The sequence below is a fragment of the Candidatus Pantoea rara genome, assembly GCF_051136265.1.
Lineage (GTDB): Bacteria > Pseudomonadota > Gammaproteobacteria > Enterobacterales > Enterobacteriaceae > Pantoea > Pantoea rara.
The window spans coordinates 2,093,548-2,117,021 of the sequence record NZ_CP194942.1 but is presented as its reverse complement, the minus strand read 5'-3'; the positions used below and the strand labels follow the sequence as shown (position 1 = coordinate 2,117,021).

Below are 23,474 nucleotides of genomic sequence, written 5' to 3'. Positions count from 1 at the left end.
GAGGTAAATCCAGTGTTTTTTTCATCGGCGGGTGGAAAAATAACCGATATTTCAGCAGCTATCACGCAATCAGGCGGTTTTACGCACCAGCAACAGGTGAGCGAAAACGCCACCCAACAGTCCCCAGAAGGCAGGACCAATACCCAATAGAGAAACGCCTGACGCAGTGATCAAAAATGCGATCAGTGCGCTGTCGCGTTCCGCAGGCACATCGAGTGCGCGATGCAGGCTGCCGCCCAGCGTGGCAAGCAGTGCCAGACCCGCCATCGCCTCAATCAGCACCGCAGGCAGTGCACTGAAGAGCACGGCAATCAGCGCACCGGATGCGCCCGCCAGCAAATAGAACACCCCGGCCAGCACCGCCGCCCGCCAGCGCTGCTGAGGATCAGGATCGACCTCATCGCTCATGCAGATCGCCGCTGTAATTGCCGCCACGCAGACCGAAAAACCCCCAAAGGGCGAGAGCAACAGGGCAGTGAATCCGGTCCAGCTCATTAGTGACGAGACTGGCGGCCGGTAGCCGTGCGCCTGTAACGTCGCGATGCCGGGCGCATTCTGCGATGCCATCGTCACCAGGAAATAGGGCACGCCAATCCCCAGCAGCGTGGTCAGGGTAAAGTGCGGCATCACCGGCTGCGGCAGCGCCAGCATAATCGACTGCGGCGGAAAGTGGATGGCGTGCTGGCCAAGCGCGACTGCAATACCCACCATCAGCGTCACCAGAATGGCATAACGGGCCAGCCAGCGACGGGCCAGTAGCCAGGCCAGGCACATGCTGGCGCACAGCGCAAAATTGCTCTGCAAATCGGCAAAAGTCTGTAGCCCGAAGCGCAGCAGAATGCCCGCCAGCATCGCCGCCGCCAGCGAGGCGGGAATGTGGTTCATCAGCCGGGCAAACAGGCCGGTCACGCCGCATACGACAATCAGCAGGTTGGCGAAAACAAAGACGCCTGCCGCCTCATTCAGCGAAATGCCGTGAAAACTGGTCGCCAGCAGTGCGGCCCCCGGCGTTGACCAGGCGGCCAGAACCGGCATGCGGTAACGTAATGACAGCCCCAGCGAGACGATTCCCTGCGCAAGCCCCAGCACAGACAGCCAGCCGCCAATCTGTTCAGGCGTGGCACCGGCCGCCTGAAACATCTGATAAATAATTGCGCTGCTGCTGCTGTAGCCTACCAGAACTGCAACAAAGCCAGAGACCAGCATTGGCAGGGTAAAACGGGACGGTTCGGCTCTCGTCATGATTAAACTCTTAATGAGATTGTGCGTTATAGCGCACATGGTCGCATGATGCGCTATAACGCACAAGTGGTACACTATCGCCATAACGTGACACACCAGGACGGGAATTCAGGAGAAAAAATGGCGGATTTTCAGCAACACCTGAGCGGCGCGCTCAGACAGTTGCGGCAGGCCAATGGCTGGAGCCTGACGCTCACGGCAGAGCGTACCGGCGTCAGCAAAGCGATGCTGGGGCAGATTGAGCGCGGCGAATCGAGTCCCACTGTGGCGACGCTGTGGAAGATTGCCACCGGTTTCAACGTTCCCTTTTCCTTTTTTATCGACGGTAGCGCGCTACCCGTCGGCACAGCATCAGGCTTCAGTCAGCCGAATGCCGAAATGTCGGTACGGTCGCTGCTGCCTTACGATCCACAACTGCGTTTTGATCTGCTGGCGGTGGAGCTGGCAGCGGGCGCGCAGAGTCACTCTTCACCGCATGAAGCGGGCTGCGTGGAGCAGGTGGTGGTGATTGAAGGCGAACTGCTGCTGGGGATCGGCGATGTCTGGCGCCGTCTGCTGACCGGCGAAGCGTTTCAGTTCAGGGCCGATGTGCTGCACAGCTACCGTAACCCGCTCAGCACGCCGCTGCGCTTCCACAGCCTGATTCATTACCTGCAACGCCCGGACGTTACAAATTGATACCGGTGCAAACTACACAGTTTGCCTTCGTATCTTTATACTTTCGCTAATCGATGGAGACGAGTAATGAGCGATCTGACGGAATCCGCTGCAATGCTGCGTATGCTGGTGGGCAAGCTGGGTCGCCGGTTACGTGAGTCGGCACCGCCTGGCGAACTCACCTGGTCACAGGTTGCGGTGCTGGGCCATCTGGTGCGCGCCGGAGCAATGACGGTAACGCAGCTGGCATCTGCCGAAGGTGTACGTACCCAGTCAATGGGTGCGACCGTCGCCGGGTTACTGGCGGCAGAATGGGTGAGGGGCGAGGCTGATCCCCATGATGGACGGAAAACCCGCTATCTGCCTACTGAGTCGGGAATGGCGGTGATTAGCTCGAGTCGCGCACTCCGCGATGACTGGCTGACCCGGACCCTGGAAGCACGGCTCAGCCCGGCAGAGCAGCAGCAACTGACAGACGTTCTTCCTCTGTTACAACGACTCACTGACGATTAAACCTGAGGATTCAACATGGCTGTAACCACCCTTGATGCAAAAACTGCGCTGATTGTTATCGACATGCAACACGGTATTGTGGCGCTGCCGCTGGTTCATGAACCGCAACCGGTGATCGAACGCTGTGCCGCACTGGCAGAGGCATTTCGCGCGCACGATCTGCCGGTCGTGCTGGTTAACGTGGCGGGTGGAGCACCGGGCCGCAACGAGCAGACGCCTCACAGCGGCGAATTGCCTGCTGACTGGGCGACACTGGTTCCGGCGATGACCCCGCAGCCCAATGACCTCACCATCACCAAGAAAACCTGGGGCGCGTTTCACGCTACGGCACTGCACGAGGAACTGCAAAAGCGCGGCATTACTCAGGTTGTGATCTGCGGTATTGCAACCAGCATCGGCGTGGAATCAACTGCACGTCAGGCGTATGAGCTGGGTTACAACGTCACGCTGGCCACCGATGCGATGACCGATTTGAACAGGGATACCCATGACAACAGCGTGAAATTGATCTTCCCACGTCTGGGTGAAACCGGGAGCTCTGAGGATATTAAAGCGCAGTTGAAATCGCGCGGCTGATTAGCGTGTAACGGTAAGATTCGGGCCACGGCAAGGGTGGCCCGGATGGTTTTAGCGGAAGGCGTAACCCAGCGTTAAACCGACGCTGTAATTGCGGCCGGGCGCTGACTCGAAGTAGCGTCCATTACTCTCATTCACAATCACTGAACCTACATAGTGCCGGTCAAACAGGTTATCTACCCGACCAAACAGATCCAGCGTCCAGTTCTCAACCAGCCATTTATAGCCACTGTTTACCGCCGCCACGGTGTAGGACGGGGTATTCACGTTGTTCTGATCTTCAGCGGCGATCTGGCTCAGATAGCGTACCTCGCTGCCTGCATAAAAGCCCTGTTCTGGCAGGTAGCCGAGTCCGGCGTACGCCATGTTACGTGCGATGCCAGGGATACGATTGCCGTCACAGCTCTCGCTGCCGCAGGCGTTGCTGCGATAGCGCGCATCCAGCAGCGTGTAAGCCATTTTCAGTCGCCAGTCCCAGGCAAACTGCTGATCCAGGCTTAACTCCAGACCGCGACGGCGGGTCTGACCGGCATTTTTATAGGTGGTGCGGCCGCCACTGCTGGTATCCGCCACAATCTCATCACGGGTATCGGTCTGGAACAGCGCCGCGCTGACCAGGCCATTGCCGATGCGTTTTTTGCTGCCGATCTCCAGCGTGTCGCTGGTGGCCGGTTTCAAGCCGAGATTCAGGCCCGTCGCGCCATCTGAACGGTAAGACAGCTCATTAATGGTCGGGGTTTCAAAGCCACGACCGGCAGAAACATAGGCATTCCAGCCTGGGTCAAAGGCATACTTCAGCGCCGCAGCGGGCAGCCATTTGTGATAGCGCGCATCACCGCTGTCGTCGCCGTTACCGGGCCGGACATAGGAATCATTGGCGTCAAAGTTGACGGTGCTGAAGCGCACCCCTGCATCCAGCGACAGCTTATCGGTCAGTTGCCAGGCGGTCTGCAGATAGGGATCGAGCGTCCACATCAGATTGCGTTCGTTGCGGCGCAGATTGCCCTGTTCACCCAGCTGCGTCACGCCATTGCTGACGGTGAAGTTTTCATAGCCTTTACGGCGCTCGGTCATGGTTTCGTAGTCGAGGCCACCGGTCACCGCCACCGGAATCGACAGCAGCGTGTCGCGATGGGTCCAGCGGGTATCGACACCCTGATAGTGGCGTGTCAGGGCGATTACGCCACCAGGATGAGACGGGTTGCGCTGAACAGCGGCGGGAATTGACTGGAACTGAGTGGTTTCTCGCATCCCCGCATAAAGCATTACGCTGAGGTCGTCATTTTCACTCATCTGGCGCTGATACCGCAGGCCGCCCTGGGTCTGATCCACGGTTTTACGGGTGTTGTAGAGCGTAACGTTGCTGGCTACCTGGCGCGGATTGTCCCGCCACTGCGCCTCGGTTAAGCCGCCAGGATCCTGCGCGTCGATGTGAACGCTGTTAAACAGCAGCGTCAGGGTGCTGACATCATCGATCCGCACACCCAGCCGGGCGTTGCCGAGGTTCTTCTGTGCATCGCTGTGATCGCGATAGCCGTGGGTGGTGAAGCGGGAAGCGGAGACGGTGTAATTCACATCCCCGGCGTGACTGCCGTCACCGGTGGCGCCGCTGGCTTTGACGCTGTTGCGCCAGCTGCCGTAACTGCCGTACCAGCTGCTGGCTTCCAGCGTGGTCGGTTGCTGACCCTGCTGGGTAGTAACATTGATCACGCCGCCCGAGGCGTTGCCATACAGCGCAGAAAAAGGACCGCGCAGCACGTCGACATGATCGATTGAGCCGATATCAATATTGGAGGTCTGCGCCTGACCATCCGGCATGGTGGCGGGGATACCATCCACGTAGATACGCAGACCCCGCACGCCGTAGGTTGAGCGGGAGCCAAAGCCGCGCATCGACAGCTGCAGGTCCTGCGCGTAATTCTGCCGGTTCTGGATCTGCAGACCTGGCACGCTGCTGAGGTTTTCCGACAGGTTTACGCGCGCGGCTGACTGACGCATATCGTCGCCGCTGACCACGCTCAGGGCAGCCGGCGTATCGAGTTCATTGAGTCCCGTTTCCAGCGGCGCGGCTGTCACGACCAGCGTATTATCCGCCGCCAGCATCGGCATCGGCAAAAGGGCAGGCAACATCAACAGCGTCGCCTGACGCAGAGAGATTATTTTCATTATCAGAGGCCTGAAAAAAAGAAGCGTAAATGAACCAGGTGGAACAATTGCTGCATATGGTAAGGGTTTGATGCGACGGGGTACACCGTTTCGGGCTGGATTTTTTTTCTGTTTACCGCCAGGCTGGAATCCATCTTTTGCAGTGACCAGGCATCCGGGCCTTCCGGATGCAGACAAAAACTCACGGGAGTCAGCATGAAACAACCTGAAGTGGCGGTTCTGGGATTAGGCGCAATGGGGCACGCATTTGCCGCCAACCTGCTGAAAAAAGGCTTTCGCGTACACGGCTGGAACCGCACCCGCGCACGCGGCGAGGATCTGCTGGAAGCCGGTTTACAGCTGGCTGACTCACCGGAAGACGCGGTGCGTCAGGCGGATGTGGTGATTGCCATGCTCGCCGATGGCGACACGACGGAGCAGGTGCTGCATCAGGCGAAAGAGGCGTTTAAACAGGGCGCAACGCTCTGCCAGATGGGCACCATCGGCATAGAAAAAACCGACGCGCTGATCGCATTTTTCGCAGAAAAACGCCCCGATCTTTTGCTGATCGACGCGCCAGTCTCCGGCACCAAAGCGCCAGCAGAAAACGCACAGATTCTGGTGCTGGCCAGCGGTGATCAGAGCCGGGCGCAGGCGGCAGAAGCGGTGTTTGCCGCCATCAGTAAAGGCACAAAGTGGCTGGGTGAGGCGGGAAAAAGTACCCGCATGAAGCTGGTCATCAACAGCTGGCTGATCGGCATGATGCAGAGCCTGGCGGAGAGTACCCGGCTGGCGGAGCAGTTCGGCTTTTCCACCGACGATCTCTGGCAGGTGCTGGAAGGCGGTCCGCTGGCCGCGCCTTATGCGAAAATGAAGCTCGGAATGATGGCCAGCGATGACTATACGCCGCAGATGCATCTGGTCTGGGCGCTTAAAGATGCCCGCCTGGCGCTGGATGCGACAGAGACGCCATTACCCGCGCTGGAGAATATCGCGCAGCTCTGGCAGCAGGCGGTAGACGCGGGACACGGAGAAGAGGATCTGGCGGTCATCTACCGCTACCTGAAGGCGCAATGAGTCAGCAGCATTTTGATTTCAGCATGCGCCCGCTGGTGCCGCTGGCGCACGACTACCTGCACGGTGCCAGCGAACCCTGGCATCATCACACCTGCGCCCAGCTGATCCATACCCTGAGCGGCGTGGTGCGGGTCGAGACGGAGTTCGGCAGCTGGATTGTGCCGCCGGGTCGCGGTGTCTGGCTGCCCGCGTTTACCCGCCATGCACTGCGGGTTACCGGCAGCGTCGCGGCGCGCACGTTGTTTATCGATCCGCTGGCGCGCGCCGATCTGCCCGCCAGTTGTCAGGTGGTGCAGATCTCGCCGCTGCTGCGTGAACTGATCGTCACCGCGCTAAGTCTGCCGGAGCAGTACAGCGCCGGGAGCCGTGACGAGCGAGTGATGGAGTTAATTCTGGATGAGATTCGGGGCATGGATGTGCTGCCTTTTGCGCTGCCGACGCCCGACAGCCCCCGGTTACAGGCGCTGTGCGAGCAGATTCAGCAGACGCCCGATGAAAAATGGACGCTGCAGCGTGCCAGCGCGCAGATGAATGTCTCGGGCCGCACGCTGGCCCGTCATTTTATGCGCGAAACCGGACTGCAGTTCAGCGACTGGGTGCGACGTGCCCGCCTGGCAATCGCCCTGACGCGACTGGCGCAGGGCGACTCCGTGTTGCGGGTGGCGCTGGAGCTGGGATATGAGAGCCCCAGCGCGTTTAGTGCGATGTTTCGTCGTCTGCTGGGCGTTGCGCCCACTGACTACTTTCCGCCTGCAGAAACTGGCCTGCCGCGCTGAGCAGCGCCTGCAATGCGGCACGGGCCGTGTCGTTATCGATACTCACTCCCCAGGCCCGCACACCGCGGGCATCCACACAGCTGATATAGGCCACAGAACGGCTGTCACTGCGCCGTCCCAGCGTATGCTCGTGATAGTCCTCAATGGTCAGATGCAGATCAAACGCGCTGCGCAGGGCATTCACCGCCGCAGAGAGCCAGCCGTTGCCGCTGCCGGTCAGTGTCAGGAAGCGGTCCTGAACCCTCACGCTGGCGCTGATCTGCGTCTGCCCGCCGCTGTCACTCTGGCTGTCAGCCCGCTGCAAGGCCACCGCAGGCTGCGTTACGCCATACTGGCGGCAGAAGAGTTGCCACAGCGCGTAGTGCGTCATCTCGCCGCCGTGACGGTCCGTCTCCTGCTGCACACAGCGGCTGAAATCCTGCTGCAGCGCACGCGGCATTTGTAACCCATGATTCTGCTCCAGCAGCCAGGCGGTCCCGCTTTTACCCGACTGACTGTTTACGCGGATTACCGCCTCATAGCTGCAGCCAATGTCGGCCGGATCCAGCGGCAGATAGGGCATCTGCCACACTTTCTCCTGCCGTTCTGCGCGGATGGCGAACCCTTTTTTGATCGCATCCTGATGAGAACCGGAGAAGGCGGTGAAGACCAGCTCGCCCGCATAGGGATGGCGCGGATGAACCGGCAACTGGTTGCAGCGGGTCACGACCTCAATCACCTCATGCATCTGGCTGAAATCGAGCAGGGGTGAAACGCCCTGGGTATAGAGATTCAGCGCCAGCGTTATCAAATCGACATTGCCGGTGCGTTCGCCGTTGCCAAACAGGCAGCCCTCGACCCGATCAGCGCCCGCCAGCAGGGCCAGTTCTGCACAGGCGACGCCGGTGCCGCGATCGTTGTGCGGATGCACGCTGATGCAGACAGCATCACGACGGCTGAAATGGCGGCAGAAAAACTCAATCTGATCGGCATAGACGTTGGGAGTATTCATCTCCACCGTGGCAGGCAGATTAATGATCATCGGGCGCTGCGCGTCCGGTTGCCAGACATCGGCCACCGCCTCGCAAATCTCCAGCACAAACTCTGGCTCGGTAAAGCAGAAGGTCTCTGGCGAATATTCAAAGGTCCAATGGGTTTCCGGTTGCGCCTGGCATTCGGCACGGATCTGGCGTGCGCCAGCGGTGGCCAGCGCCACGATGTCCGCTTTGCTCTGCTTAAATACTCGCTCGCGAAACAGCGGCGCGGTGGCGTTATACAGATGCACAATGGCGCGTGGAGCGCCCTGCAGCGCCACAAAGGTGCGGGCAATCAGATCTTCGCGCGCCTGGGTCAGTACCTGTAACGTCACATCCGCCGGGATGCGCTGCTGCTCAATCAGCTCGCGGACGAAATCGAAATCCGTCTGCGACGCCGAGGGAAAAGCGACTTCAATCTCCCGGAACCCGCAGCCCAGCAGCAGATCCCAGAACGCCATTTTCCGCGCCCGATCCATCGGTTCTGCCAGCGCCTGATTGCCGTCACGCAAATCGGTAGAGAGCCAGCGTGGGGCCCGGGTGAGCTGGCGCGAAGGCCACTGGCGGTCGGGCAGAGACACTACCGGGGAGGAACGATATTTATCAGCAGGTCGGGTCAGCATAGGATTCTCCTTTTGTTTTTTATCAGTCTGCCAACACGCCTCCAGGTCCGCGCGCGCAATGCTGACAACCTGACGCGCAAAAGTGACAACACCCGGCGTGCGCCTGTTTGGTAAAACCGCCGGGCAGGGTTAGCATGGTCGCCTGTTTATTCGGGTGAACACTTATGCTGATTTTTGACGGTCACAACGATCTGTTGCTTAACCTCTGGCTGCATCATCGTGATGCGCCCGCGCAGGCGTTTTATCAGGGTGTTGAACGAGGCCATCTCGACTTTCCGCGCATACAGCAGGGCGAAATGGGCGGCGGGCTGTTTGCGATCTTCGTGCCGCCGCAGGCGTACATTGCCAGTACGGTTCCGGCACGCGCCGTTGAGCCGTATGAACCGCTGCAAATCATGTGGCAACAGCTCGATATCCTGCAGCAGCTGGCCGATGCGTCCGGCGGACGGGCGCGACTCTGCCGCAGCAGTGACGAAATTACCGCCTGCCGCACCGATGGTGTGCTGGCGATGGTGGCTCACATCGAAGGTGCCGATGCGCTGGATGAGCAGGGCGAGCAGCTGCACGCCTTCTGGCAGGCAGGTGTGCGCAGCATCGGGCCATTCTGGAATCTGCGCAGTCACTTTGGTGAAGGCGTCAGTGGCACTTTTCCCGGCTCACCTGATACCGGGCCGGGCCTGACCGCCGCCGGTGAAAGGCTGATTCAGCAGGCGGGTGAGCTGAAGATGATGATCGACGTGTCGCACATGAACAGTAAGACGTTTTGGGAGACTGCCCGGCTCTCCCGCGCGCCGCTGGTGGCCAGCCACTCCAACGCGCATGCTCTCTGTCCGCAGCCGCGTAATCTGACTGATGACCAGCTGATGGCGATCCGCGACAGCGGCGGACTGGTCGGCATTAATTTCGGCAATGCGTTTTTGCGCGCCGACGGTAAACGCGACGCGGATACGCCATTAACAGCAATTGTTAAGCATTGTGATCACCTGATGAAGATAATGGGCAGCGACAATGTGGCCTTTGGCTCTGATTTTGACGGGATTACTCCTCCTGCGGCGCTGGGCGATGTCAGCGGAATGCCGCGATTGCTCGCCGCTTTTCAGGAAGCGGGCTATGATCAGACACTGATAGAGAAACTGGCATGGGGAAACTGGCAGCGCGTTTTACAACTGACCGGGCTGTGATAACAATTTCCTTACGTTCCGGACTTGATCCCGACGCGCCATTGGCGCAACATCTGCCTGGAAATTGTGACGGCGGTCTCATTCATTACCGATCACGCTGATTTCAGGCAGCTCATTTATTGTTAACCAAGAGGAAGTAACTCATGTGGAAAAAACCCACTTTCGTTGATATGCGTCTCGGTCTGGAAGTGACTCTTTACATCTCCAACCGTTAATCGTTCTGCCCGCCCTCTGAGCGGGCATTTTTTTTCAACTTCTGGTTTTCCTCTATGTTTATCAAAATCCTCGGTTCAGCCGCGGGTGGCGGGTTTCCACAGTGGAACTGCAACTGCGCCAACTGCCACGGCGTGCGTACCGGCACAATTCAGGCCCAGGCACGCACGCAATCGTCGATTATCCTCAGTGATAACGGCGAAGACTGGGTGCTATGCAACGCCTCACCCGACATCAGCCAGCAGATCCTGCATACCCCGGAACTGACCCGCAAGGGCGTGTTGCGCGGCACGGCGATCGGGGGGATTATCCTGACCGACAGCCAGATCGATCACACGACCGGGCTCCTGAGCCTGCGTGAGGGCTGTCCACATCAGGTGTGGTGTACGCCGGAAGTGCATGCCGATCTCAGCACCGGCTTCCCGATCTTTCCGATGCTCACCCACTGGAATGGCGGCTTGCAGCACCGGCCGATTGCGCCACTGATGCCGTTCAGCGTCGACGTCTGCACTGATCTGCAGTTCACTGCAATTCCTATCATCAGTAATGCACCGCCTTATTCGCCGTACCGTGATCGGCCGCTGCCGGGCCACAACGTGGCGCTGTTTATTGAGAACCGGGCGAAGGGTCAGACGCTGCTCTATGCGCCAGGTCTGGGCGAGCCGGATGCAGTGATCCTGCCGTGGCTGCAAAAAGCGGATTGCCTGCTGATTGATGGCACCGTCTGGCAGGATGATGAACTGCTGACCACCGGCGTGGGTCACAACACCGGCAAGGCGATGGGCCATCTGGCGCTGGCGGAAGAGCAGGGATTGATGGCGCTGCTGGCGTCGCTGCCGGCAAAACGCAAAATTCTGATCCACATAAACAACACCAATCCGATCCTTAACGAGCAGTCACCGCAGCGTCAGTTTCTGACGGAGCAGGGAATAGAGGTGAGCTGGGACGGGATGGCGATTCACCTTCAGGGCTAAATCATGCAGATCACTGACACGCTGTCGCCGCAGGCTTTTGAACAGGCCCTGCGCGATAAAGGCGCTTACTACCATATCCATCACCCTTATCACATCGCGATGCACAACGGTCAGGCTACACGCGAGCAGATTCAGGGCTGGGTGGCGAACCGCTTCTATTACCAGACCACCATTCCGCTGAAAGATGCGGCGATCATGGCCAACTGTCCCGATCCGGCCACCCGCCGTAAATGGGTGCAGCGCATTCTCGACCACGACGGCAGCAACGGCGAAGAGGGTGGCATCGAGGCCTGGCTGCGGCTGGGCGAGGCGGTCGGGCTGACGCGTGAAGAATTATTGTCAGAGCAGCATGTGCTGCCGGGCGTGCGGTTCGCGGTCGATGCGTACATTAACTTTGCCCGCCGCGCCAACTGGCAGGAGGCGGCCTGCAGTTCACTGACCGAGCTGTTCGCTCCACAGATCCACCAGTCGCGGCTCGACAGCTGGCCGCAGCACTATCCGTGGATCAAAGAAGAGGGCTATTTCTACTTCCGCAGCCGCCTGGGTCAGGCGAACCGCGATGTGGAACATGGCCTGGCGCTGGCGCTGGAGTATTTCACCACCGCAGAAACGCAGAACCGCATGCTGGAAATTTTGCAGTTTAAGCTTGATATTTTATGGAGCATGCTGGACGCCATGACCATGGCTTACGAGCTGAAACGTCCGCCTTATCACACCGTCACAGACAAGGCGGCGTGGCACACCACCCGACTGGTATAACAGATGAATGAAAACTCGATTGCCGCGTTTCGCCGCGGCTACCGTATGCAGTGGGAAGCCGCCCAGGATACCCATGTGGTGCTCTATCCCGAAGGCATGGCGAAGCTGAACGAAACCGCCGCCGCCATTCTTGAACTGGTGGATGGCAAACAGGATATCGCCGCGATCATCGCGACGCTGGATAGCCGTTTTCCGGAAGCAGGCGGCGTAGGACCGGACGTTTTAGAGTTCCTGCAATCAGCTTATGAACAGAAGTGGATACAGTTCCGTGACCCCGCATAAACCTGGTGTGAACCCACCGCTCTGGCTGCTGGCCGAGCTGACTTATCGCTGTCCACTGCAGTGTCCTTATTGCTCCAACCCGCTGGATTTCGCGCAGCAGGAGAAGGAGCTGACCACCGAGCAGTGGATTGAGGTCTTTCGCCAGGCGCGTGCCATGGGCAGCGTCCAGCTCGGCTTTTCTGGCGGCGAGCCGCTGGTGCGTAAAGATCTGCCTGAGCTGATTAAAGCGGCGCGCGATCTCGGCTTCTACACCAACCTGATCACCTCCGGTATTGGCCTGACGGAGAAGAAGCTGGATGCGTTCAGCGAGGCCGGTCTGGATCATATCCAGATCAGCTTCCAGGCGAGTGACGAAACCCTGAATGCGGCGCTGGCGGGATCGAAAAAAGCATTTCAGCAGAAGCTGGAGATGGCGAAAGCGGTCAAAGCGCACGGCTATCCGATGGTGCTGAACTTCGTGCTGCATCGCCATAACATCGATCAGATCGATAAAATCATCGACCTCTGCATTGAGCTGGAGGCGGATGACGTAGAACTGGCGACCTGCCAGTTTTACGGCTGGGCGCAGCTTAACCGCGAAGGTCTGCTGCCGACGCGTGAGCAGATCGCCCGGGCGGAAGCGGTGGTGAAAACCTACCGTGAGCGGATGAGCACCACCGGTAATCTGACCAATCTGTTGTTCGTGACGCCAGACTACTACGAAGAACGCCCTAAACCCTGTATGGGTGGCTGGGGCGCGATCTTCCTCAGCGTCACGCCAGAGGGCACCGCGCTACCGTGTCACAGTGCGCGCCAGCTGCCGATAGAATTTCCGTCGGTTCTGACCCAAAGCCTGGATGATATCTGGTATAACTCGTTCGGCTTTAACCGTTATCGCGGTTTTGACTGGATGCCGGAGCCGTGCCGCTCCTGTGATGAGAAAGAGAAAGATTTTGGCGGCTGTCGCTGTCAGGCTTTCATGCTGACCGGCAATGCTGACAACACCGATCCGGTCTGCAGCAAATCTCCGCATCACGGCAAAATCCTTGAAGCCCGGCGTGAGGCGGATTGCAGTGACATTAAAATTGGTCAGCTGCAGTTCCGTAACCGCAGCAACTCGCAACTGATCTACAAAACACGGAACCTCTGATGAAAACGCGCTGCCTGGAGATAAACGGTCTGACGGTTGAACTGGTGCATCAGGCTGATGCCAGCCAGGCCGCCGCCCTGATTCAGGTGGGAGCAGGGAGCCATGACGAGCCAGAACGCTGGCCCGGACTGGCACATCTGCTGGAACATCTGCTGTTTACCGGAAGCAGCGGCTGGCCTGATGAGGGCCGGCTGATGAGCTGGATCCAGACGCAGGGCGGCAAGGTTAACGCCACCACGCTGGCCCATCGCAGCGCGTTCTTCTTTGAGGTGACGCCGCCGTTGCTGGCTGACGGGCTGGCACGACTGCAGGATATGCTCGTCTCTCCGCTGCTGGATAACCAGGCTATCGCGCAGGAAGTGGCAGTGATCGACGCCGAATATCAGCTGTTGCAGCGTCATGAGCCATCCCGCATCGAAGCGGCACTGTTGCATGCCGTTCAGTCACCCGCTGAATTTCAGCGCTTCCATATCGGCAGCCGGGCGAGCTTTGGCGATGAGATGTCTGCGCTGCAACGCGCGCTGCGTCACTTCCACCAGCGTTACTATTTCGCCAGCAATATACGGCTCTGGCTGCAGGGACCGCAGTCACTGGATGAACTGGAGCAGCTGGCGCGCCAGTTTGCCACCGCGCTGCCTGCGGGTCAGTGGCAGCAGGATCTGCCACCGCCGCACCTGCTCAGCGATAGCTGCTGGCAACTGGCCGATACCGCCTCACCCGCGTTATGGCGCACCTGGTTGCTGAGTGCCGGTGACGGTGTCACGTTATGGCGTGAGTTTCTTCTGGATGAAGCGCCAGGTTCTTTGCTGGCTATCCTGCGTGAACAGGGGCTGGCAGAGTGGCTGGAGCTGAAGTGGATCTATCAGGCGGGTGGCGCGCTCTGGCTGGGGCTGGGTGTCGAAACGCAGCAGCCTGATGTCGTCAATGAACTGATCGACCGCTATCTCGATGCGCTAAGCCAGACCAGTTCGGTGCAACATCAGCATTATCATCAGCTGGCGCAGCAGCGATTTGTGACGCTGTCACCGATGGAGCAGCTGCGACAGCGCGCCATCGGCTTTGCACCGGATGAAACCGTGCCTGAACTGCTGCCGCTGCTGAAAAGCCTTAACAGTGCGCCGGGCACGCGGCTGAAGTGCACACCGCACCCGGCCACGGAAAACCTTATCACGCAGGGCTTCAGCCTGCCGCTGACAGCGTGGCAGCCCTTACCGCCTGAGGCGCTGCCCGCTGCGAATTTCACCTTCTACCCGCTCGATACCACCGTCATCACTGAGCCGCTGCCCGCAAAGGCAGTGGCATTGCCGCATCATCCGTCCGATGACCCGCAGGCAACGCTGATCCTGCGACCGGAGTTTTACTCAACGTTTACCGCCGAGGTGGGCGAAGCACTGGGACGGCGATTGCGTCCGCTGTTTGCTGCGCTGCGTCATCTGGGCGGGAACGGCAGCTGGCAGGAAGTGGAGGGCGTGTGGCAACTGACGCTCCAGCTGACAAAGGATGAGGCGGTGACGGATCAGGCGCTTAGCCAGATTGTCATCGCACTGACACTGCCGGTTGCGGCAAACCTGCCATCGCCTGTCGAAAGCATCGCCATCCGCGCGCTGCTGCGGCAGTTGCCTTATCAGATGGCAGCGACCTTTGCGCCAGATTGCTGGCGGGCAGCGCTGAAAGGCGGCAACGCGGCGCTGCATTCGCTGATTGCCCGGCGGCTGAGCGCGCTGTCGCTGCCGGTGAATCCAGCAACGCCCCCGAAACGCATGACTACGCAAACCGGCATGACACGCCAGCCGCACGCCAGCACGGACAACGCGCTGCTGCTGTTTATTCCGCTGCACCGTCCTGAACAGCTGGCTGCATTGCGCGCGCTGGCGCTGATCTATGAGCCACGCTTTTTCCAGCGCTATCGCGTTGAGCAGCCCATTGGTTATGTGGTCAGTAGCCGCTATATGCGCTGTGCTGATGAAGATGGCGTCCTGTTTGCGCTGCAGTCGCCCGATTACAGCGCGCTGTCACTGCTGCGCTACTGCCGCAACTTCCTGCGTTCTCTGAACGAAACGCTGGCGGGTTGTGATCTGGTGGCACTGAAAGCGCGTCTGCTGAGCCAGGAAGTCGCGCAACCTCTGGCGCAGTTGCGCCATGAAAATGGCCTGGCAGAAGTGGACGCGGCACAGGTTGATGCGCTGACCCTCTCTGATCTTCAACAGCTGCACCGCACGCTGATTCAGGATCGCCGCCGCTGGCGGGTGCTGTTTACCGGCGGCGGAAATCTGTAGCGCCCGGCAAAAAGTTGCTGAATTTATTTGAAAATTACCGACAAATCTCTTCACTGTCTATTCCGGGCAAACTGGACCACACTCAGTTCACTTTTGTCCGCATAAGGAATTGACTGTGAAGAACTTCAAACGTATCGCACTGCCCCTGTTAGCCGCTGCTACCCTCTACGCTCCGTTATCGCAGGCTGAGGCGATGCACTACCAGCTGAACCCTGAGCATACGTCGGTGATTGTTGCCTGGAACCATTTCGGCTTCTCAAATCCTACCGCAGATATTCCTGATGCGTCCGGTACGCTGGTATTTGATAAAGATCATCCAGAAGCATCACGCGTTGATGTGACCCTGCCAGTCAGCAAAATCGACAGCCACGTTGCGGCGCTGACCAAAGAGTTCAAAGGCGCAGAGTACTTCGACACGGCCAAATACCCGACGGCGACCTTCCACAGCACCAAAGTGGTTGCCAAGGGCGACAACAAATTTGACGTTGAAGGCAACCTGACGCTGAAAGGCATCACTAAGCCTGTTACGCTGCACGCGACGCTGAACAAGCAGGGCGAGCATCCGATGGTGAAGAAGCAGGCGATTGGTTTTGATGCCACCGGCACCATCAAGCGTTCTGACTTCAAACTGGACAAATATGTCCCAGCGGTAAGCGACGACGTCACCCTGACGCTGTCTACCGAAGCTTACGCGAAGTAAGTTTTTCGGGGCGTAGCGGCTCACTGCTGCGCCCCCGATTCATTTTCTACCTCTCCTGCGTCCCCCTGAAATACGCCTGCCAGATTTGCCCTGAAATAATCCCGCCACACCGCTTAAAACTATTTCTTTAACGTCTTATCCGGGCCCGATCCGGTAAAAATGAGGCGAAAGTCACAAATTTGCAACAGCAAGAAATAACGAAATCGGCACCCGCGTGTGGCGAAATCGAATTTTGATGTCTGTTTAACTAACCTGCTGATTTATATCATTTCGCTGTGAACGTTACGTTCGCTAATAATGTGACCTGATTCACAGATAATGCTGATAAACTGCCGCTGTCAACACACCTGCCTAAAAAATACCGTGCATAACTGTGATCTCCTCTGCAAATAGCAACCCCACGAACCGGAAGAATGTTCCTCAGCAGAGTAAGTTAGTGGGGTGAGGGAAATGCGCATTGGAATGGTAATCAGTGGCGGGGATGTCACCGGCATTAATAATTTTGTCTTCCAGATAGGGCGTCTGGCGCAGGCTGAGATGGTGATATTTGACGGCGGCATTCCCGGCCTGCTGGAAAATAACCATCGTGATATCAGCCAACGCGATCTGCTCGACTTTTCGATCGCCCCGATTCCCGTTATGCAATCGGGTCGCACGCAAAAGAAACTGGTTCGCAGCGAATATGAGTTAATTGCGCGCCAGCTGAAAAGCGCCCGCATTGACGTATTAATCATGGCGGGTGGTGACGGTTCGCTGCAATTTCTCCACATCCTGTCTGAGTCTGGGGTTAATTGTTTCGGTGTCGGCATGACCATCGATAATGATGTCTTTGGCAGTGATTACACGCTGGGTTTTTCCACCGCCTGCGAGCAGGTATTAAAAGAGGTCGCGAAACTGCGCAATACCGGCCGCGCCTTACCCGGCCGGGTTTTTATGCTGGAGTTGCTCGGCGGCTATTGCGGTGAATTAACGCTGCAGTCGGCGATTAAATCCAACGCGGACATTGCGTTAATCCCGGAGTGCCAGATCCCGCTGCCACAACTGGCGCAGCGCATTACCGGGCGACTGGCAGAGCAGAACAGCGTGGTCATCCTCTGTTCTGAAGGTTACACCCGTGAATATTCGCCCGGCTTTCAGGGGGCGATCGACACCTTAATCAAACAGCTTGAGCCGCTTATTGGTGTACGCATCCGTAAAACCATTCTCGGTTACGGACTGCGCAATGGTGATCCTACCTGCGAAGAAATTTATCAGGGTACCATTATGGCCAGTGAAGTGGTGCGTTGTATTCAGTCAGGCATGCGGAATAAAGCCGTCATTATTAATGGCAGTAATAAACCGATCCCGATTGATTTAATAAGCATGCAAAAACGCCTGGTCGATATTGACGGGCACCATTACAAACTCGCTAAACAACTCAATATAGTGTGAGGAAAAAACCATGCTGAAAATATTATGTGTCTGTGGTTGTGGATTAGGCTCCAGTTTTGCGATTGAGATGAGCGCGAAAGCGGTATTAAAAAAACTGGAAATTGAGGCCGATATCGATCACACCACCATTTCAGAAGCGAATGCATTTAAGTCAGATATGATCCTGACACAAAAAGCCTTTGCCGACGTATTAAACGCCGACGCCAGTCCGGAACAGATTAAACGGGTCATTATTCTTAACCGGCTCACCGATAAAGCGGAAATAGAGCAGAAGATTCTGGCCTTTTTAAGAGAACGCAACGAGAAGGTCGCCGCCCATGAATAGTGTGATCGACTTCCTGGTCAAAGATCTGCTGGGGCAGGCGTCTATTCTGATTGCCTTTATTGCCCTGATTGGTCTGCTGCTGCAAAAAAAATCGGCAGGCAAGGTGGTGGAAGGCACCTTCAAAACCCTGCTCGGCTTTTTAATTATGATGGCGGGTATCAATATTATTGTGGGCACCCTGACGTTCCTCAATACCATTTTTACCCACGGCTTTGGTATGCGCGGCTATATCACCGATGTGGCCGCCATTGCCGGCCTGGCTAACCGCGAGCTGGGCTCGGAGGTGGCGCTGACGCTGCTGGTGATCTTTATCGTCAATATCATCATCGCGCGACTGACACCGTTTAAGTACATCTTCCTGACCGGCCAGGCCCTGCTGTGGATGGCGACGATTGGCGCGGTGATCGGTTACAAAGCGGGGCTGACCGGCCTGCCGCTGATCCTGACCGGCGGTATCTTTGGCGGGATCATGGCGGTGGTAATGCCGGCGCTGGCGCAGCCGGTGGTAAGGCGGATTACTGACTCGGACGACGTGGCGTTAGGTCATTTCTGCACTATCGGCTATCTGGTCACGGCGGCGGTTGCCAAAGTGGTCGGCAAAGGATCGCGCTCTACCGAAGATCTGAAACTGCCCGATAACTTCAAGTTTCTGCAGGATACCTATCTGTCGATGGCGCTGGTGATGGTGCCCATGTACCTGATCCCCGCTGTGGCGGCCGGTCCGGCGTTCATTGCCCAGTACAGCAATGGCATGAACTACCTGATGTACGCCTTTATGCAGTCGATTCAGTTCGTGGCCGGGGTCTTCGTGCTCTACAGCGGTGTCCGTCTGCTGCTCAACGAGCTGGTGCCTGCTTTCCGGGGTATCGCCATGCGTGTGGTGCCGGATGCCAAACCGGCGCTGGACTGCCCCGTGATGTTTCCTTACGCCCCGAACGCGGTGATCGTTGGCTTCCTCGCCACCACGCTGGGCTCCATCGTCGGCATGCTGGTCTTCCCGATGTTTGGACTGGCGATGATCCTGCCTGGCCTGTTGACCAACTTCTTCGCCGGTGGCACCGCCGGCGTATTTGGTAATGCCATGGGCGGACGGCGCGGCGCGATGATCGGCGGCTTCGTCCACGGACTCTTTATCACCATTCTGCCCGCCATCCTGGTGCCGATGCTTGAGAGCTACGGCTTCACCGGTGTGACCTTCAGTGACTCAGACGTCATCAGTACCGGCCTGGTGCTCGGCCACGCCTTCCAGAATAACTGGCTGTTTGTCGCCCTGTTTATTGCCTTTGTTACCGCACTTGCCTGGTTTGTTAATGGCAAATCCACCAAACCTCAAGAGGAAAATATCCATGAAACTTTATAACTTCGCCGATCTGTTAAAGCTGGCTAAACAGCGTGACTTTAAAGCGGTGGGATCTTTTAATCTTCACTGCCTGGAAATGCTGCCCGCCTATTTTAAAGCAGCAGAGAAAACCAATAGTCCCTTAATGATTCAGATCTCTACCGGCACGGCAAAATATCTCGGCCATAAACTGCTGGTCGATGCGATTAAATCGCTGTCAGAAAGTATGAATGTGCCGACCTGTCTGCATCTCGATCACTGTTCTGATTTAGCCGCGATTCAGACGGCGATAGATGCCGGATTCAGTTCCGTGATGTATGACGGGTCACATCTGTCGATTGAAGAGAATATTGCTAATACCCGCCGGGTGATTGATATGGCGCGTCCGCATAATGTCTCGGTAGAAGCAGAACTGGGTGCAATTGGTGGTTCGGAAGATGGTAAATGTGTGGAGATGGAGGCGATCGCGTTTACGCCGGTGGAAGATGCACGCCGTTTCGTTAAAGAGACCGGCGTCGATATGCTGGCGATCTCGATTGGCACCGTACATGGGCTTTATACGGGTAAGGCGCATATTCAGCATCAGCGTCTGGCGGATATTACGGCGGCAACCCACACGCCACTGGTGCTGCACGGCGGCACCGGCGTCAGCGATGAAGATATGCGGCTGGCGGTGAGCAGCGGGATTGAGAAGGTCAATGTCGGCACCGAAATGAATGTGCAGTGGGTGGCGCAGTGCAAATCGACCTTTGAGAAAGGCAAGGTGAATGACAGCGTGCGTAATTTCCTGGTGCCAGCTAATGATGCGGTGACAAATGTGCTGGTAGAGAAAATGCAATTATTCCGGTAATTGCCCGCGTCGCCATCACCGGTTTTTTGCATTAACCGTTTTTATCATCACTATTAATCTTAGCTACCCCGACATGACAGGGGCAGGAGAGCCTATGTTTGGATTCTTAAAAAAGTCTCCGGCTGTGGAACAACCCAGCGAGCAGCAGCAGGATTATCTGGCGGAATTAAGTCGCGAGAAAATAACGCAACTGGAGCAGCAGCTGGCTATTAATCCGCGTGATGGCGAAACGCAAAAACAATTAATGCTGGAATATAATCGGGCATTAAGTTTATTTGCGAAAAGCCGTCGCTACCGCAATGAAATTGATGCGCTGTTTGTCAAAATCGATGAATTACGTAATGTGGTTCGCCAGTCGATTTAAGGAGAGCTGATGACGATTAAGCAGTTATTGCAAGAGGCCAACGCCATTCAGATTGGCATCGACGCCACGGACTGGCGTCAGGTTATCGCGCTGGCCGCCGAACCGCTGGTTAGCGGCGGCTATCTCGCTGCCTCTTATCCCGATGCGGTGATCGCCAACACGCTGGCCCATGGGGCGTATTATGTGTTTGAGGAGGGCATTGCTATCCCCCATGCGCGGCCGGAAGCGGGGGTGATCCGCGATTGTTTCAGCATGATCCTGCTGAATGAACCGATCTCGTTTGAGGGCAGTGATAAAGCGGACATTGTGATTATGTTTGGCGCGCGCGACAGCAACGCCCACATTGAAGAGGGGATTCGCGCGATTGTATCGCTGCTGGAGGATGAGGAGACGCTGGTGCGGTTACGTCGGGCCAGCAGTGTCGCGGAGGTTATCGATATCTTATGACGCAAAACATCCCCCCCAAACGCGTGGTGCTGGTTAACGGTATTCCGGCATCGGGTAAGAGCACCCTGACGCACGCGCTGTCACACCATTTTGGCTGGCCGGTGCTAACGCTCGACAGTCTGAAAGAGCCGTTTATGGACGCTTTTGCGCCGGTCGATCGCCAGCGTAACCGGCAACTGGGCTGCGCGGCCTATCAGGCGATCTGGAACATCGTCGAACAGGCACCGGCCAGTCAGGTCTGGCTGATAGACGCCTGGTTTGGTTTTCAGCCGCGCACGCTGCTTGAACAGGGGCTGAAACAGGCGGGCGTCGAAGAGGTGCTGGAGCTGTGGCTGAAGATTGAGCCAGAGGTGGCGGTAGCGCGCTATCAGGCGCGTCTGTCGCAGCGGCTACCGGGACATCCGGGCGCAGAGTATCTTCCGGAACTGCGTCAGCTGGCGCATCAGGCCAGGCCGATGGCCCTTGGAGCGGTGTATGACGTGGATGCCTGCGCCCAGGATCACGCTGCCGTTATTCACTGGCTGCAACAGCAACTGACCAGAATCCGCTACACTTCAGCTCATCATCAGAGGAATGAGGAGTTGCAGGATGTCGTCGCCCCCGTATCTGCAAACCGGTGAAAGCGCCGTGCTTTATGACGGCGTCTGTAAGCTGTGTAACGGCTGGGTTGAGTTTCTGCTGCGTCACCACCTGGCGCGGCAGGTCCGTTTTGCTTCGGTGCAGAGCGAGCAGGGCAAAGCGCTGCTGCGCTGGGCGGGTATGCCGGAAGAGAACGTCAGCACTATTGTCTACATTGCCGGTAACCAGCACTGGCTGCGGGCGCAGGCAGTTTTCCGCGTGATGCAGCACCTGCCGGCACCCTGGCGCGGGCTGGCGGTGCTGCGCCACTTCCCTGACGCGATCAGTAATTTTGCCTATGACCGCATCGCGTTAAACCGCTATAAGCTGTTTGGCCGTTACAGTAGCCAGCATGCTCTCACACCTGATTATCCTGACCGTTTTCTGCATCCGATGCCGTCCGGGAGTTAGCGGCAGGTCTGCCCGACAGGCAGGCCCGCGCTGTTCATGCGCCGGGTGACTACAGCGTAAACACCGTCCGACAGCGGCTGTCATCTTCATCCCATGCTGTCTCCACCTCAGAAAGAGGACGTGGTTTAAAAGGCACCGAAAAGGCGTGCTGTCCGGCAGCCTGCAGTAGTTCAGCCAGCGAGCCAATCAGGTCTGCGTTGGATACACTGCCCAGTCCACTCCCCATCAGTGTCAACCCGGATGCACGCAGCAAATGACTGTGCAGAGGGATCTCCTGTGCGCTGAGTGAGCCAATCTGAACGAAGCGGACGACGTGGTCACCGCCCCGCACCGCCGCTTCCATGATCGCCAGCGCGCTCTCTCCCCAGAGATAATCCAGCACCACATCAATGCCGTCTGCCATCAGGGCAGGGAGTTCAGCGGGCAGAGCGTCAAGTGTCATGACGCTGTCTGCGCCCTCATTAAGCAGTTGCTGCAGGATCTCTGGGTTCCGGCCGGTCGCAATAATTTTGCCTGCGCCGAGACTGCGGGCAATGCGAATCGCCAGACGGCCGGAGGTGCCGGTTGCGCCGTTGATCAACACGGTTTCGCCTTTGCGCAGTTCAGCCCGTCGGGTGAGTGCGGCCCATGAAGACATGCCCGGATTGGCAAGCGCGGCGGCGACCACGGGATCAAGCGACGCAGGAAGCGGAATGACGCAGCGGGCATTGACCACCACGCTTTCTGCCATGCTGCCTGACGCGGTACCAAAGGTCAGAAAGTAAACCGGATCGCCGTTTTCGAGGTAACCCGTGCCGTCAATGCCCGGCACCACAGGATAGAGCGCAGCGGCACTGTAATGCGTACCTGCGGCCCGTGCTTTGACCAGCTGGCTCATGGCGGCGGCTTTCACCTGAACCAGCCGTTGGTTTTCAGCGGGCTGAGGAGTGGGGAAATCACCATAGTGTGGTTTCTGACCGGCCTGATTAATGATGGCTGCTTTCATAAGGTGTTGTCCTTCTAATAATAAGCAATTAAGTGTAAAGTACACACATTATTCCTGCCTCAGGATGGCGTCAATGAAAAGTGTGCAAAATACACATAAATACGATGCGCTGCATGATTGTTTGTTGATGATTGCAGGCGCGCTTAACCGGCCCCAGCGCGATATGGCGATGATTAAAGCGGCAGGTATTGATCTGGATCGGGCGCTGTTTCCGCTGCTGGTACAGGTCAGCCGGTTCGGCCCAATCGGCGTAGGCGAACTGGCCGATCGGGTGGGGCGTGATTACAGTACGGTCAGCCGTCAGGTGGCGAAGTTAGAGGAAACCGGACTGGTCATGCGGCAAAAAAATCGCCAGGACAAAAGGATTAACGAGGCGGTAATCACCCCGGATGGCAGGGCGATGACCGATAAAATCGATGCCCAACGCGTGCAGGTTTATCAGCGTGTTTTCCAGCACTGGCCGGAGATTGATCGCGAAACGCTGGAGCAACTGCTCAGCAGATTTGTGACCGATTTTAGTCAGACGGAAGGCGATGAAAATAATGACCAGGGGTCTGATGCGATTTAA

The 23,474-nt window shown here is 57.6% G+C and carries 26 protein-coding genes; 22 read left to right on the top strand and 4 right to left on the bottom strand.

Annotated features, from left to right (window positions below):
* Nucleotides 1-69 precede the first annotated feature (69 nt).
* Nucleotides 70-1,242 (bottom strand): benzoate/H(+) symporter BenE family transporter, encoded by a 1,173-nt coding sequence (locus tag ACR8BF_RS09965; RefSeq protein WP_434744885.1) that lies wholly within the window; start codon nucleotides 1,240-1,242, stop codon nucleotides 70-72.
* A 120-nt stretch (nucleotides 1,243-1,362) separates the two neighbouring features.
* On the opposite strand from ACR8BF_RS09965, the gene ACR8BF_RS09960 reads away from it, so the two are divergent.
* The 3 genes from ACR8BF_RS09960 to ACR8BF_RS09950 all read left to right on the top strand — a co-directional run bounded on the left by ACR8BF_RS09960 (nucleotide 1,363) and on the right by ACR8BF_RS09950 (nucleotide 2,988).
* Nucleotides 1,363-1,920, top strand: coding sequence for a helix-turn-helix domain-containing protein (locus ACR8BF_RS09960; RefSeq protein WP_434744884.1), 558 nt, complete (start codon nucleotides 1,363-1,365; stop codon nucleotides 1,918-1,920).
* Between the two features lie 66 nt (nucleotides 1,921-1,986).
* Complete coding sequence (locus tag ACR8BF_RS09955) at nucleotides 1,987-2,412, top strand: MarR family winged helix-turn-helix transcriptional regulator (protein WP_179895805.1); 426 nt, start codon at nucleotides 1,987-1,989, stop codon at nucleotides 2,410-2,412.
* A 15-nt stretch (nucleotides 2,413-2,427) separates the two neighbouring features.
* Nucleotides 2,428-2,988 carry an isochorismatase family protein gene (locus ACR8BF_RS09950; protein WP_179895804.1) on the top strand — a complete coding sequence of 187 codons (561 nt, stop codon included), beginning with the start codon at nucleotides 2,428-2,430 and terminating at the stop codon, nucleotides 2,986-2,988.
* A gap of 51 nt (nucleotides 2,989-3,039) precedes the next feature.
* Here ACR8BF_RS09950 and pqqU read toward each other — a convergent pair whose 3' ends face one another.
* Nucleotides 3,040-5,154, bottom strand: a complete 2,115-nt coding sequence (gene pqqU / locus ACR8BF_RS09945; protein ID WP_434744883.1) for a TonB-dependent receptor PqqU — start codon at nucleotides 5,152-5,154, stop codon at nucleotides 3,040-3,042.
* Nucleotides 5,155-5,349: 195 nt separating this feature from the next.
* Between pqqU and ACR8BF_RS09940 the strand changes: the two genes are divergently transcribed.
* Complete coding sequence (locus ACR8BF_RS09940; RefSeq protein WP_434744882.1) at nucleotides 5,350-6,210, top strand: NAD(P)-dependent oxidoreductase; 861 nt, start codon at nucleotides 5,350-5,352, stop codon at nucleotides 6,208-6,210.
* The gene (locus tag ACR8BF_RS09935; protein WP_179895801.1) at nucleotides 6,207-6,986 is read left to right on the top strand and encodes an AraC family transcriptional regulator; all 780 of its coding nucleotides are present in this window, start codon (nucleotides 6,207-6,209) and stop codon (nucleotides 6,984-6,986) included. Before ACR8BF_RS09940 ends, ACR8BF_RS09935 begins: the two co-directional genes overlap by 4 nt.
* Here the strand turns inward: ACR8BF_RS09935 and leuA are convergent.
* Nucleotides 6,907-8,622 carry a 2-isopropylmalate synthase gene (leuA, locus tag ACR8BF_RS09930; RefSeq protein ID WP_434744881.1) on the bottom strand — a complete coding sequence of 572 codons (1,716 nt, stop codon included), beginning with the start codon at nucleotides 8,620-8,622 and terminating at the stop codon, nucleotides 6,907-6,909. The genes ACR8BF_RS09935 and leuA overlap by 80 nt on opposite strands.
* Before the next feature lie 164 nt (nucleotides 8,623-8,786).
* On the opposite strand from leuA, the gene ACR8BF_RS09925 reads away from it, so the two are divergent.
* The 16 genes from ACR8BF_RS09925 (at nucleotide 8,787) to ACR8BF_RS09850 (ending at nucleotide 21,921) form a co-directional block, all read left to right on the top strand.
* A complete protein-coding gene (locus ACR8BF_RS09925) occupies nucleotides 8,787-9,803 on the top strand; it encodes a dipeptidase (RefSeq protein WP_434744880.1) in 1,017 nt (338 codons plus the stop codon).
* A gap of 143 nt (nucleotides 9,804-9,946) precedes the next feature.
* Complete coding sequence (gene pqqA / locus ACR8BF_RS09920; RefSeq protein WP_010245082.1) at nucleotides 9,947-10,018, top strand: pyrroloquinoline quinone precursor peptide PqqA; 72 nt, start codon at nucleotides 9,947-9,949, stop codon at nucleotides 10,016-10,018.
* A gap of 54 nt (nucleotides 10,019-10,072) precedes the next feature.
* The gene (pqqB, locus tag ACR8BF_RS09915) at nucleotides 10,073-10,990 is read left to right on the top strand and encodes a pyrroloquinoline quinone biosynthesis protein PqqB (protein WP_292992586.1); all 918 of its coding nucleotides are present in this window, start codon (nucleotides 10,073-10,075) and stop codon (nucleotides 10,988-10,990) included.
* Between the two features lie 3 nt (nucleotides 10,991-10,993).
* Complete coding sequence (gene pqqC / locus ACR8BF_RS09910; protein WP_010245074.1) at nucleotides 10,994-11,749, top strand: pyrroloquinoline-quinone synthase PqqC; 756 nt, start codon at nucleotides 10,994-10,996, stop codon at nucleotides 11,747-11,749.
* A 3-nt stretch (nucleotides 11,750-11,752) separates the two neighbouring features.
* Nucleotides 11,753-12,031 carry a pyrroloquinoline quinone biosynthesis peptide chaperone PqqD gene (pqqD, locus tag ACR8BF_RS09905; RefSeq protein WP_013357814.1) on the top strand — a complete coding sequence of 93 codons (279 nt, stop codon included), beginning with the start codon at nucleotides 11,753-11,755 and terminating at the stop codon, nucleotides 12,029-12,031.
* A complete protein-coding gene (gene pqqE, locus ACR8BF_RS09900) occupies nucleotides 11,994-13,160 on the top strand; it encodes a pyrroloquinoline quinone biosynthesis protein PqqE (RefSeq protein WP_218928054.1) in 1,167 nt (388 codons plus the stop codon). Before pqqD ends, pqqE begins: the two co-directional genes overlap by 38 nt.
* A complete protein-coding gene (gene pqqF, locus ACR8BF_RS09895; RefSeq protein ID WP_434744879.1) occupies nucleotides 13,160-15,436 on the top strand; it encodes a pyrroloquinoline quinone biosynthesis protein PqqF in 2,277 nt (758 codons plus the stop codon). The genes pqqE and pqqF overlap by 1 nt, the downstream gene beginning before the upstream one ends.
* Before the next feature lie 115 nt (nucleotides 15,437-15,551).
* Entirely contained in the window at nucleotides 15,552-16,136 is a 585-nt protein-coding gene (locus ACR8BF_RS09890; protein WP_179895795.1) for a YceI family protein, read from the top strand.
* A 450-nt stretch (nucleotides 16,137-16,586) separates the two neighbouring features.
* Nucleotides 16,587-17,567: a 6-phosphofructokinase gene (locus ACR8BF_RS09885; protein ID WP_179895794.1), complete on the top strand. Its 981-nt coding sequence runs from the start codon at nucleotides 16,587-16,589 to the stop codon at nucleotides 17,565-17,567.
* 10 nt (nucleotides 17,568-17,577) lie between these two features.
* Nucleotides 17,578-17,892 carry a PTS sugar transporter subunit IIB gene (locus ACR8BF_RS09880; RefSeq protein ID WP_434744878.1) on the top strand — a complete coding sequence of 105 codons (315 nt, stop codon included), beginning with the start codon at nucleotides 17,578-17,580 and terminating at the stop codon, nucleotides 17,890-17,892.
* A complete protein-coding gene (locus ACR8BF_RS09875) occupies nucleotides 17,885-19,252 on the top strand; it encodes a PTS sugar transporter subunit IIC (RefSeq protein ID WP_313699113.1) in 1,368 nt (455 codons plus the stop codon). The genes ACR8BF_RS09880 and ACR8BF_RS09875 overlap by 8 nt, the downstream gene beginning before the upstream one ends.
* Nucleotides 19,239-20,081: a class II fructose-bisphosphate aldolase gene (locus ACR8BF_RS09870; RefSeq protein ID WP_434744877.1), complete on the top strand. Its 843-nt coding sequence runs from the start codon at nucleotides 19,239-19,241 to the stop codon at nucleotides 20,079-20,081. Before ACR8BF_RS09875 ends, ACR8BF_RS09870 begins: the two co-directional genes overlap by 14 nt.
* A 94-nt stretch (nucleotides 20,082-20,175) precedes the next feature.
* Nucleotides 20,176-20,445 carry a hypothetical protein gene (locus tag ACR8BF_RS09865; RefSeq protein ID WP_434744876.1) on the top strand — a complete coding sequence of 90 codons (270 nt, stop codon included), beginning with the start codon at nucleotides 20,176-20,178 and terminating at the stop codon, nucleotides 20,443-20,445.
* 9 nt (nucleotides 20,446-20,454) lie between these two features.
* On the top strand, nucleotides 20,455-20,892 hold the full coding sequence (locus tag ACR8BF_RS09860; RefSeq protein ID WP_314983865.1) for a PTS sugar transporter subunit IIA: 438 nt from the start codon (nucleotides 20,455-20,457) through the stop codon (nucleotides 20,890-20,892).
* The gene (locus tag ACR8BF_RS09855) at nucleotides 20,889-21,512 is read left to right on the top strand and encodes an AAA family ATPase (protein ID WP_314983867.1); all 624 of its coding nucleotides are present in this window, start codon (nucleotides 20,889-20,891) and stop codon (nucleotides 21,510-21,512) included. Before ACR8BF_RS09860 ends, ACR8BF_RS09855 begins: the two co-directional genes overlap by 4 nt.
* Entirely contained in the window at nucleotides 21,481-21,921 is a 441-nt protein-coding gene (locus ACR8BF_RS09850; RefSeq protein ID WP_314983869.1) for a thiol-disulfide oxidoreductase DCC family protein, read from the top strand. The genes ACR8BF_RS09855 and ACR8BF_RS09850 overlap by 32 nt, the downstream gene beginning before the upstream one ends.
* 49 nt (nucleotides 21,922-21,970) lie before the next feature.
* On the opposite strand, the gene ACR8BF_RS09845 is transcribed toward ACR8BF_RS09850, so the two are convergent.
* Entirely contained in the window at nucleotides 21,971-22,906 is a 936-nt protein-coding gene (locus ACR8BF_RS09845) for a quinone oxidoreductase family protein (RefSeq protein WP_434744875.1), read from the bottom strand.
* Nucleotides 22,907-22,979: 73 nt separating this feature from the next.
* On the opposite strand from ACR8BF_RS09845, the gene ACR8BF_RS09840 reads away from it, so the two are divergent.
* Nucleotides 22,980-23,474 carry a MarR family winged helix-turn-helix transcriptional regulator gene (locus tag ACR8BF_RS09840; RefSeq protein WP_434744874.1) on the top strand — a complete coding sequence of 165 codons (495 nt, stop codon included), beginning with the start codon at nucleotides 22,980-22,982 and terminating at the stop codon, nucleotides 23,472-23,474.